Below are 9,628 nucleotides of genomic sequence, written 5' to 3'. Positions count from 1 at the left end.
CGGGTCGCAGGTGGCGAACTCGCGCGACCAGTCCAGCGACAGGCCCAGCAGCTTCAGCTGGTCGCGCATGGCGGCGATGTTGGACCAGGTCCAGTCGCCGGGATGGACGCCGCGCTCGATGGCGGCGTTCTCGGCCGGCAGTCCGAAGGCGTCCCAGCCCATCGGGTGCAGCACGTCGAAGCCTTGGGCGCGCTTCGACCGCGCCACCACATCGCCCATGACGTAGTTGCGGGCGTGACCCATGTGGATGTTCCCGGAAGGGTAGGGGAACATCTCGAGCACGTAGTATTTCGGCCGGCCGGTCCCCTCCGTGGGCGTGCGGAAGGCGTCGGCCGCGGCCCAACGGGCCTGCTGGCGGGGTTCGGCGGTCTTGGGCTCGTAGCGGGACGGGCTTGGGCGGGCCACGGGAATCCTTGAGGCGTCGCTCCTAAGGGCGAGCCTTGAGGAGGCTATGGTCGGGAGGAGGAGATCAGCGGGCGTTCTGGAGGTTGAGCTGGCGCGCCTTGGTCAGGATGGCGTTTTCCAGATCGGTCTCGGTCTGGGCCGCGACGGCGGCCCCGACCCACTGGCCGGCGGCGTCGCGCACTTCCTTGGACACGGTGACGTTCAGCGCATCGGCGCGAAGTCGGGTGTCGAGGATGAAGACCGTGGCCTTGAAGCGCTCGTTCGGCGTCTGCGGATCGGTGTACCAGTCGTAGTTGATGACGCCGCCCCACGGATCGGCGTTGGCCAGCGGCATGAAGCTGAGCGTGTCGAGGGTGGCGCGCCACAGGAAGGCGTTGACGCCGATGCCGGTCTGGCTGGCGCTCTGGGGCGCGGAGCCTCCCGAGCCGAACACGTCGCCCACCGTCGGCCCGAAGGGGCGGTCGGCGGAACAGGCGGACAGCACAACGCCCGAAGCGATCAGGGCGACCGTCGCGCCACGAACCAGCACCATCGAGACTCTCCATTCCTTCGGGACGTGCAGCGGACCTTCCGCGCACGCGCCGGCTCGCCCACTGGGTCGGAAGCCGAAGCGACGCTCTATAACACGGCGAAAAGGGGCGATGACAAGGCGAAGTCGCATCGCCGTGGCGGCGGGAGGGCGAAGCGGGGGCGACAGCGCGGCCGGGGCGACTTTAGACGCGTGACGCTCGCGCAACAGGAGTCCCGCAGAGTCTTGCGGAACCCAGGGTGAATGGCCACGTTTCGTTGACCGGGCTGATCAGCGGTGTCTAATCGCTGACAAGGACCGTGGCGGAGACCCCGTCACGGCGTAAAGGGCAGGACATGCGCAGCAAGAGCGCCGTCATCGCTGGACTGGTCGGGGGGCTCGCGCTCCTCGCCTTCGCCGACGCCGCGACCGCCCAGGCCGCGTCGTCGCGCACCCGCGCCCCCGCCGTGACGCTATCCGAGGCCCAGGCCGCGCGTTCGGCCGCCACGCCGAACCAGTCGCGCCTTCGTTTCACCGAGCGCGGTCGCTGGGGCCTGGATCTGAACCTGAGCCAGCCGGTCGGTCGCGAAAGCAATCTCGGCGACGTCGAGGCCGGGGCCTACTATCGCGTCAATCCGCGCCTGCGGGTCGGCGCCGCCGCCGGCTTGGCCGAGCCCGAGGCCGATCCGGCCCGTCCGCCGCAGACCGATCGCCGGACCGCCCCGCGCTTCCGGCTGGAATCGATCTTCCGCTTCTAGTCCGGCGGGCCGAACGCGGCCCTTATCGCTGAAACCCCCGCCAGCCCGCACGCGCCCGAGCCGATAAGGTCCCGGGCGTTGCCGCTGTCGACGCCGCCCAGGGCGTAGACGGGGATCGGAGCGGCCCGGACGAGATCGCTGAAAGCCTTGAGCCCCAGCGAGGGCCGCGCCGCCGAGGCTCCGCCAGCCCCAAACACTGGAGACAGAACTGCCGCATCGAGACATTCGACGCCGGCGAGGGCTTGCGCCGAATGCACGGCGCCGGTGATGCGCCAGCCGGGCCGGGCCGCGACGAGGGCGGGCGCCTGGCCCAGCGCACGTTCCGGCAGATGGACCCCGTCGGCCTCAAACGCCTCGGCCAGGTCCGGATCCAGGCCGACCAGCAACAGGCCGCCGCGCCGCCGCGTCGCCTCGCGCAGCCGCAGGCCGGTGTCGCGGGCGTCCGCGGCGCCGAAGGACCGGAACACCACCCCCGATCCGGTCGGCAGCCGCGCCGCCGTCTCCCATGGCCGCGGCGTACGCTCAGGGTCGGTGAAGAACAGCAGCGGCGGCAGGCCGGAGACCGGTCTGCCCGCTGCGCGGCTGACATCGCCCGCGTCCCGTGCGAGGACGCTGGCGACCTCCCACAGGATCTCCGCTTCGGACCGGTTCATGGCCTCCTCATCCCCCGAACCCGCCTCCGGGTCCAGCATCGCCGACCGCTTCGCGGCCGTGCGTCGCCGCATCGGCGCAGCCTGCCGCGCCGCGGGGCGCGACCCCGGCGAGGTCATGCTGACGGCCGTGACCAAGACCCAGCCGGCCGAGGCGCTGGCGGCGGCGCTGGCGACCGGCCAGCGGGTGTTCGGCGAGAACCGGGTGCAGGAGGCGCAAGCTCACTGGTCTGAGTTGCGTGACAGCGTCGCCGATCTCGAACTGCGTCTGATCGGCCCGCTGCAGACCAACAAGGCCGCCGACGCCGTCGCCCTGTTCGATGTCGTCGAGACCCTCGATCGGGCGAAACTGGCCGATGCCCTCGCCGCGGCGGCGGGAAAGGCGGGGCGACCGCTTCGCGTCCTCGTCCAGGTCAATACCGGGGCCGAGCCCCAGAAGGCCGGGGTCCTGCCGGAGGACGCCGACGTCCTCATCCGCTACGCCCGCGACAAGGGGCTGATCGTCGAGGGGCTGATGTGCATTCCGCCTGCCGATGAGGCGGCCGGGCCGCATTTCGCCCTGTTGCGCAAGATCGCCGGACGCCACGGGCTCAAGGTGCTGTCGATGGGGATGAGCGGCGACTATGAGGCGGCGATCCGCTTCGGCGCCACTCATGTTCGCGTCGGATCTGCCCTGTTCGGGGAACGAAATCGCTCCGAAACGCCCTCTAGTGACTGAAAACCGCCCCGCTTCGGCCCCGACCCTTGGCGGAACGGCCGACGCTCGCCATTCTGGTACTCATGCCCACGCCCAAGACCATCCTGATCATCGACGATGACGACGACCTCCGCGAGGCCCTGGCCGAGCAACTGGCGCTGCACGAAGCCTTCCGGCCGGTGCAGGCGGCGACCGCGGCCGAGGGGGTGAGGCTCGGGCGCGAGACCCGCGCCGACCTGATCCTGCTGGACGTCGACCTGCCCGACATGGACGGGCGCGAGGCCTGCCGCCTGCTGCGCAAGGACGGGGTGTCCACGCCGATCATCATGCTGACCGGCCAGTCATCCGACGCCGACACCGTCCTGGGGCTGGAGTCCGGGGCCAATGACTATGTCACCAAGCCCTTCCGCTTCGCGGTGCTGCTGGCCCGCATCCGCGCCCATCTGCGCAGCCACGAGCAGTCCGAAGACGCGGTCTTCCGCATCGGGCCCTATGAGTTCCGTCCGGCCGCCAAGGTGCTGGTCGATGACAAGGCGCGGAAGGTGCGGCTGACCGAGAAGGAAACCAGCATCCTCAAATATCTGTACCGGGCCGGGGCCAAGGCGGTGTCGCGCGAGGAACTGCTGACTGAGGTCTGGGGCTACAACGCCGGTGTCACCACCCACACCCTGGAGACCCACATCTATCGCCTGCGCCAGAAGATCGAGCCTGAGCCGGGTCAGGCGCGGTTGCTGCTGACCGACGCCGGCGGATACCGGCTGCAGCCCTGATCAACCCGGCCGCCACTCGCTGAGGGTCTCGCCCGTGGGGGTTTCGAAGGCGACCCGGTCGAGCTGGACCGCCGCCACGCAGACCGGACGCTGGTTGGGGTTGGCGGCGCGGCAGCGGACGGCCCGGCCGTCAGGGAAGGACGCGATCCGGCCCTGCAATCGGAGCCTGTAGCCCGCGTCCAGCGCCACCAGCGGCGCGTCCCCCGCCTGACGGATGGCGTGGGCGTAGGCGCGCCCGTTGCGCCGGCCAAGGCGGGAACCGCCCCTTTCGAACACCGCGGCCAGGCCGACGGTCTGGGGCGAGGCCGCCGCCGGCCCGCTGGCCAGTGGATCAGCCCGGACTGACGGGCAGCCGTCAGCGGTCATCCACGGCCGGGCGACCCAGAACCCTTCGACCGCCTCCCACCGATCCTGCCCGGAGCCGGCGATCAGGGCGGAGCGGGTCCAGTCGCCCGGGGTCAGACTCAGTCGAATGGTTTCGCCCTCGGGTCCCCATGACCAGCGCGCCAGGCCGTCTCCCGCGCCGTCGGCGGGCGAGGCCTCGGCCCCCTCGCAGCCGAAGGCCAGCCGGATGTCGAACTGGCGGCCCGCCAGTGGGCTGGAGGCCGCGGCGTCAGCGCCGGCGGCATAGGCCGAGGCGGCCCGGGCCACCGCAGCCAACAATTCGCTCCGGTCGAGCGCCGGATTGAGCGGCGGGGTCGCGGGGCCGGCTTCGACCGGTCCGGCCGGCTCCGGCGGGGGCGCGGCAGGTCCGGATTCCCTCTGGCAGGAGGCTGTGAGCAGGCCGGCGGCGATCATCGCGACGACCGGCAGGCGAACGGGCATGACCGGGTTCAGCATGGAACCAGCCTAGCATGCCGTTCGCTGGATTCGGGGCGGCCGGCCGTAAAAGGTTGACCTCGAACAGCCGGGGGAGGCAGCAGAGGCGATGACTTTCGATCAGATCGCGGCCCTGCTGGTGCTCGTCGCCGTGGTCGGGGTGCTGATACATGGCCGGGTGCGCGCCGATGTCGTGGCCCTGACCGGGGCCGCGGCCTTGCTGCTGCTGGGCGTGGTTCGCCCGGTCGAGGTTCAGGGCGCCTTCGCCAGCCCGGCGGTCATCGCCCTGGCCGGTCTGTTCGTCATCGCCTACGCCATCGAACTGTCCGGCCTGCTGGGTTTGATGATTCGCCAGGCCACCCGGCTGGCCTCGCGCGTCGGCGCGATCGGCATCTGGGCGGTGCTCGCCATGTGCGGCGCGCTCGGCGGTTTTCTGAACAATACGCCGGTGGTGGTGCTGGCGGCGCCGGTGATTCGCGATGTGGCCCAGTCGCTGAAGCTGTCCCCCAAACGCTTCCTGATGCCCCTCAGCCATATTTCGGTGCTGGGCGGCCTGCTGACCCTGATCGGCACCTCGACCAACCTGCTGGTCAACGACATGGCGCGCAACGCGGGTCAGCCGGTCTTCAGCCTGTTCGAAATCACCCCCGTCGGCCTGTGCATCGCCGGGGTCGGGGGTTTGTGGCTGTATTTTGTGGGGGCGCGGCAACTGGGGCGCAGTGTCCGGGCCGACGAGGCCGAGCAGATCCGGCTGGCGGAGATGGAGGAGGCCCGCCGCGAGGCGGAGGCCGAGCGCATGGCCCGCCGCCGGCGCCGTTTCCCGTTCGGCCTGCCGCGGCTGGGCGAGGCGCGCACCAATGACGACGGCTCGGGGGACGCCCATCTGGGGGACGTCGCCCTGTTCGGCGCCGCCGACCGGCCGTTCGACCTGCGGCGCTCGCTGATCGCCCTGGGAGTGTTCATCCTCGTGGTGGCGGCGGCGGGCCTGGGCTGGGCCCCGATCGCCGCCTCGGCCTTCGCCGGGGCGGTGGCCCTGATCCTGCTCAGGGTGATCACGCCCGAGGAGGCCTATGCCGGGCTGAGGCCGGAGATCCTGCTGCTGATCGCCGGCATGGTGGTGGTCGGGATCGCCATCGAGGTCACCGGTCTGGCCGCGGCCGGCGCCGGGGTGCTGATCGAGGTGCTGCGTCCGTTTGGTCCGCTGGTCGGGCTGATCATCCTCTACGGCGTGACCCTGTTCGCCACCGAGCTGCTGTCCAACGCCACGGTCGCGGTGCTGATCACCCCGATCGCCGTGGCCCTGGCGGAGAGCTTCGGCGTCGATCCGCGCCCCTTCCTGGTCGGGGTGATGATGGCCGCCTCGGCCGCCTTCGCCACGCCCTTCGGCTACCAGACCAATGTGCTGGTCTTCCAGATGGGCGGGTACAGCTACATGGACTTCGTCCGGGTCGGGCTGCCGCTGAACCTGGTGACCTGGGTGGCGGCGATGGTGGCCATCCCGATCTTCTTCCCGTTCTAGACGTCCAGATCCATCGTCACCGGAGCGTGATCGCTGGGCTGGGTCCATTCGCGCACCGTGTCATGGATGCGGGCGCTGGCCGGGACCACCGCGGGCGTCAGGCCGGGGGAGGTCCACAGGTGGTCGAGGCGCAGGCCGCGGTTCGACTTGCGGAAGTCGGCGGCGCGATAGCTCCACCAGCTGGCCAGTTTCTGTGGCTCGGGGATCTGGTCGCGCACGACATCGCAGAAATCGCCCGCCGCCTGCAGCCGGCGCAGGGTCTCGACCTCCAGCGGGGTGTGGCTGACGATCTTCGACATATAGCGGTGGTTCCAGACGTCGTTCTCGCCCGGCGCGATGTTGAAGTCGCCGGCCAGCACCAGCGGCCGCTGTTGGTCGCGGACGGCCATCTCGGCGGTGAGGCGCTCGTAGAAGTCCATCTTGTGATCGAATTTCGGGTTCAGCGCCCGATCGGCCACGTCGCCGCCGGCGGGGATGTAGAAATTCTGGATCTCGACGCCGTCGACCGTGGCGGCGACGCAGCGGGCGTGGCCTTCACGGCAGACGTCGAGTTTCGGCGCTTCGGCGATCGGCTTGCGACTTGCGATGGCGACGCCGTGCCAGCCCTTCTGACCGCCGATCCGCAGGTAGGGCATGCCCATGGCCTCGAAGGCCGCGCGCGGGAACTGGTCCTCGAGGCATTTGATCTCCTGCAGGCACAGGACGTCGGTCTGGCTCTCCTCGACGAAGCGGGCGACCTGGTCGACGCGCAAACGGACGGAGTTGATGTTCCAGGTGGCGATGCGAAGCATGGGGAGGCTCTAGCAGCCGCGGTCGCACTCGCCCACGGGGGCCGGACAAAGAGACGCCCGGTCGTCGCCGACCGGGCGTTTCAGTTTCGTCTCTCTCGCCGCCGGGAAGGGGATGAAATCCGTAGCGGGTCAGACCGGCTCCCGCCGATCTGTGACCAAAACAACACGGCCCGTAAAAAAAGTCAAGACGAACTCACGGGGGGCGCGATCAGTTGCGGCGGGGCCGCTGCGTTGGATCGCGCAACTGGAACAGGCTGGCTGCGAGACCCGAGGCGGGACGCAGGGTTGTAAGCTGGGTGCGGGTTCGTCCGCCCTGGGCGTCGACGATGGTCCACTCCTGCAGCCGGATCGGATTGCCGGCGAAGGCGAGGACGACGGAGCCGTCGTTCGGCCTGCGGTTGTCGCGGGCCGTGATGGCGAAGGCGCCCGAATCCATGCGCGTGATGCGGTCGATACGCACGCCCTGGTCGAGGCGGACGGTGCGCGCCAGGAAGGTCGACAGCGGGGTCTGGCCCAGCGGCACCTGTCGGAAGACGTTCAGGCGCGGATCGTAGCGCTTCACGTTGGAACCGTCGGAGACGACCAGCAGCCCGGCCGGGTTGGTGTATTCGAAGCGCATCTTGCCGGGGCGCTGCAGATAGAAGCGGCCTTCCCGGCGCTGGGCGCCCGAAGTCTCGACGAAATTCCCCTGGGCCGAGGTCAGGCCCTGCAGATAGGCCTGGGCCCGGGCCAGCACGGCGCGGTCCTCGGCCGACAGATTGGACTGTGCGTGGGCCGGCAGGGCCGAGACGGCGGCGAGGGCGGCGGTTCCGAGCGCGAAGGCGCGGCGTGAGACGGTCATCAGGGTCTTCTCCCGTTCGGGATGGTTGAGGTCTGCCGTCTTGCCGGATCGATCAGGCGGGCTCGTGACCCGAGCCAGACCATATTCCGGCGCTCCGATGAAGCCCTGTTCAGCTTCGGGAGGCGACGGCGGCCCCTGTAAACGTCGGTCGCCCGTCTCCGTTGCGGCAGATCGCGCCTACATCGGCGGCGGTCCGGCGAGGATGTCGCGCTTGCCGGCGTGGTTGGCGGGGCTGACCACGCCCTCCTGCTCCATCTTCTCGATCAGGGAGGCGGCGCGGTTGTAGCCGATCTGCAGCCGGCGCTGGATGTAGCTGGTCGAGGCCTTGCGGTCGCGGGTGACCACGGCCACGGCCCGGTCGTACAGGTCGTCGCCCGAACCGCCCCCGTCGTCGCCGAAGGCCGCGTCGCCGTCGCCGTCGGGATCGTCGGTGATCAGGTCGAGATAGTCGGGTTCGGCCTGCGACCGCAGGTGTTTGCAGACCTCGTCGACCTCCTGGTCGGTCACGAACGGCCCGTGCAGGCGGGTGATTCGGCCGCCGCCGGCCATGTAGAGCATGTCGCCCTGGCCCAGCAGCTGCTCGCCGCCCTGTTCGCCGAGGATGGTGCGGCTGTCGATCTTGGAGGTGACCTGGAAGGAGATGCGGGTCGGGAAATTGGCCTTGATGGTGCCGGTGATGACGTCGACCGACGGGCGCTGGGTGGCCATGATCAGGTGGATGCCGGCGGCGCGGGCCATCTGGGCCAGACGCTGGACCGCGCCCTCGACGTCCTTGCCCGCGACCAGCATCAGATCGGCCATCTCGTCCATGACGACGACGAGGAAGGGCATGGGCTCGGGGCGGATCTTCTCGGACTCATAGACCGGGCGGCCCTGCTCATCGAAGCCGGTCTGGACGGTGCGTTCGAAATGCTCGCCCTTGGCCTGGGCCTCACGGGCGCGTTCGTTGTAGCTGGCGATGTTGCGCACGCCGAGCTTGGACATCCGCCGATAGCGGTCCTCCATCTCGCGCACCGTCCATTTCAGCGCGACGACGGCCTTCTTGGGATCGGTGACGACCGGCGCCAGCAGGTGCGGGATGCCGTCATAGACCGACAGTTCCAGCATCTTGGGATCGATCATGATGAAGCGGCACTCGGCCGGGCTGTGCCGGTACAGGATCGACAGGATCATGGCGTTGACCCCGACCGACTTGCCCGAGCCGGTGGTGCCGGCGATCAGCAGGTGGGGCATGCGGGCCAGATCGGCGACATAGGGCTCGCCCCCGATGGTCTCGCCCAGGGCCAGCGGCAGCAGATGGGCCGGCTTGTCGTATTCGGTCGAGGCCAGCAGGTCGCGCAGATAGACGGTCTCGCGCTTGGCGTTGGGCAGTTCGATGCCGATGGCGTTGCGGCCCGGCACGACGCTGATGCGGCAGGCCCGGGCCGACATCGAGCGGGCGATGTCGTCGCTGAGGGCCACGACGCGGCCGTGCTTCACGCCGGGCGCCGGGACCAGTTCGTACAGGGTGACGACCGGGCCGGGACGGATCTGGTCGATGACGCCGCGGACGCCGAACTCCTGCAGCACGCCTTCCAGCATCTTGGCGTTCTGTTTCAGCGCCTCCTCGTCGACCGAGGCGACCCGTTTGGCCGGCTTGGTCAGCATGCCGAGCGGGGGCAGGTCGAAGCCGGTCGAAGGGCGGGCGAAGTCGAAGGCGGCCTGGCTGTCGTCCAGCTCGCGCTTCGACGCCTTCGGCGCCTTGACGGCGGCGACCTTGGGTTCCGGCGCGCCGCGAGCGGGAAGCGGCGCCGCCTCCCGCCACGGCGGACCGTCGTCGACGTCGGCGTTGTCGGGGATTTCGTCCTCCGGTTCCGGCGCGGGACGGACG

General features: G+C 70.0%; 11 protein-coding genes. 4 read left to right on the top strand and 7 right to left on the bottom strand.

Going from position 1 to position 9,628, the window contains the following annotated elements:
- Both V6M45_RS13415 and V6M45_RS13410 read right to left on the bottom strand, forming a co-directional pair.
- Positions 1-405 (bottom strand): class I tRNA ligase family protein (locus tag V6M45_RS13415; RefSeq protein ID WP_332657039.1); only part of this gene is annotated, 405 nt, incomplete at its 3' end.
- A 64-nt stretch (positions 406-469) separates the two neighbouring features.
- Positions 470-937: a DUF3576 domain-containing protein gene (locus tag V6M45_RS13410; RefSeq protein WP_332657038.1), complete on the bottom strand. Its 468-nt coding sequence runs from the start codon at positions 935-937 to the stop codon at positions 470-472.
- 332 nt (positions 938-1,269) lie between these two features.
- Between V6M45_RS13410 and V6M45_RS13405 the strand changes: the two genes are divergently transcribed.
- On the top strand, positions 1,270-1,671 hold the full coding sequence (locus V6M45_RS13405) for an NtrZ family periplasmic regulatory protein (RefSeq protein ID WP_332657037.1): 402 nt from the start codon (positions 1,270-1,272) through the stop codon (positions 1,669-1,671).
- Here the strand turns inward: V6M45_RS13405 and V6M45_RS13400 are convergent.
- Positions 1,668-2,324, bottom strand: a complete 657-nt coding sequence (locus tag V6M45_RS13400) for a thiamine phosphate synthase (RefSeq protein WP_332657036.1) — start codon at positions 2,322-2,324, stop codon at positions 1,668-1,670. The genes V6M45_RS13405 and V6M45_RS13400 overlap by 4 nt on opposite strands.
- Between V6M45_RS13400 and V6M45_RS13395 the strand changes: the two genes are divergently transcribed.
- Positions 2,323-3,039, top strand: coding sequence for a YggS family pyridoxal phosphate-dependent enzyme (locus V6M45_RS13395; protein WP_332657035.1), 717 nt, complete (start codon positions 2,323-2,325; stop codon positions 3,037-3,039). The two genes, V6M45_RS13400 and V6M45_RS13395, sit on opposite strands and share 2 nt — an antisense overlap.
- A 62-nt stretch (positions 3,040-3,101) precedes the next feature.
- The gene (locus tag V6M45_RS13390) at positions 3,102-3,788 is read left to right on the top strand and encodes a response regulator transcription factor (RefSeq protein ID WP_332657034.1); all 687 of its coding nucleotides are present in this window, start codon (positions 3,102-3,104) and stop codon (positions 3,786-3,788) included.
- On the opposite strand, the gene V6M45_RS13385 is transcribed toward V6M45_RS13390, so the two are convergent.
- Positions 3,789-4,613 carry a hypothetical protein gene (locus V6M45_RS13385; RefSeq protein ID WP_332657033.1) on the bottom strand — a complete coding sequence of 275 codons (825 nt, stop codon included), beginning with the start codon at positions 4,611-4,613 and terminating at the stop codon, positions 3,789-3,791.
- Positions 4,614-4,716: 103 nt separating this feature from the next.
- On the opposite strand from V6M45_RS13385, the gene V6M45_RS13380 reads away from it, so the two are divergent.
- Complete coding sequence (locus V6M45_RS13380; protein WP_332657032.1) at positions 4,717-6,126, top strand: SLC13 family permease; 1,410 nt, start codon at positions 4,717-4,719, stop codon at positions 6,124-6,126.
- On the opposite strand, the gene V6M45_RS13375 is transcribed toward V6M45_RS13380, so the two are convergent.
- From V6M45_RS13375 to V6M45_RS13365, 3 genes are all read right to left on the bottom strand, one after another.
- Complete coding sequence (locus tag V6M45_RS13375) at positions 6,123-6,917, bottom strand: exodeoxyribonuclease III (protein ID WP_332657031.1); 795 nt, start codon at positions 6,915-6,917, stop codon at positions 6,123-6,125. The genes V6M45_RS13380 and V6M45_RS13375 overlap by 4 nt on opposite strands.
- A 208-nt stretch (positions 6,918-7,125) precedes the next feature.
- On the bottom strand, positions 7,126-7,758 hold the full coding sequence (locus V6M45_RS13370) for a LolA family protein (RefSeq protein ID WP_332657030.1): 633 nt from the start codon (positions 7,756-7,758) through the stop codon (positions 7,126-7,128).
- A gap of 177 nt (positions 7,759-7,935) precedes the next feature.
- Positions 7,936-9,628, bottom strand: a 1,693-nt coding sequence (locus tag V6M45_RS13365; protein WP_332657029.1) for a DNA translocase FtsK, incomplete at its 5' end; no start/stop codon positions are given.

The sequence above is a fragment of the Brevundimonas sp. genome, from assembly GCF_036676055.1.
In the GTDB taxonomy this organism is placed as follows: Bacteria; Pseudomonadota; Alphaproteobacteria; order Caulobacterales; family Caulobacteraceae; genus Brevundimonas.
The sequence above is the reverse complement of the archived record's forward strand: the minus strand, read 5'-3'. Positions and strand labels throughout refer to the sequence as shown.

What these genes read in the sequence shown, in the direction of transcription:
- V6M45_RS13405 (WP_332657037.1), top strand. Translation starts at nt 1,270, where the DNA reads ATGCGCAGCAAGAGCGCCGTCATCGCTGGACTGGTCGGGGGGCTCGCG.
- V6M45_RS13400 (WP_332657036.1), bottom strand. Translation starts at nt 2,324, where the DNA reads ATGAACCGGTCCGAAGCGGAGATCCTGTGGGAGGTCGCCAGCGTCCTC.
- V6M45_RS13410 (WP_332657038.1), bottom strand. Translation starts at nt 937, where the DNA reads ATGGTGCTGGTTCGTGGCGCGACGGTCGCCCTGATCGCTTCGGGCGTT.
- V6M45_RS13375 (WP_332657031.1), bottom strand. Translation starts at nt 6,917, where the DNA reads ATGCTTCGCATCGCCACCTGGAACATCAACTCCGTCCGTTTGCGCGTC.
- V6M45_RS13385 (WP_332657033.1), bottom strand. Translation starts at nt 4,613, where the DNA reads ATGCCCGTTCGCCTGCCGGTCGTCGCGATGATCGCCGCCGGCCTGCTC.
- V6M45_RS13370 (WP_332657030.1), bottom strand. Translation starts at nt 7,758, where the DNA reads ATGACCGTCTCACGCCGCGCCTTCGCGCTCGGAACCGCCGCCCTCGCC.
- V6M45_RS13380 (WP_332657032.1), top strand. Translation starts at nt 4,717, where the DNA reads ATGACTTTCGATCAGATCGCGGCCCTGCTGGTGCTCGTCGCCGTGGTC.
- V6M45_RS13395 (WP_332657035.1), top strand. Translation starts at nt 2,323, where the DNA reads ATGGCCTCCTCATCCCCCGAACCCGCCTCCGGGTCCAGCATCGCCGAC.
- V6M45_RS13390 (WP_332657034.1), top strand. Translation starts at nt 3,102, where the DNA reads ATGCCCACGCCCAAGACCATCCTGATCATCGACGATGACGACGACCTC.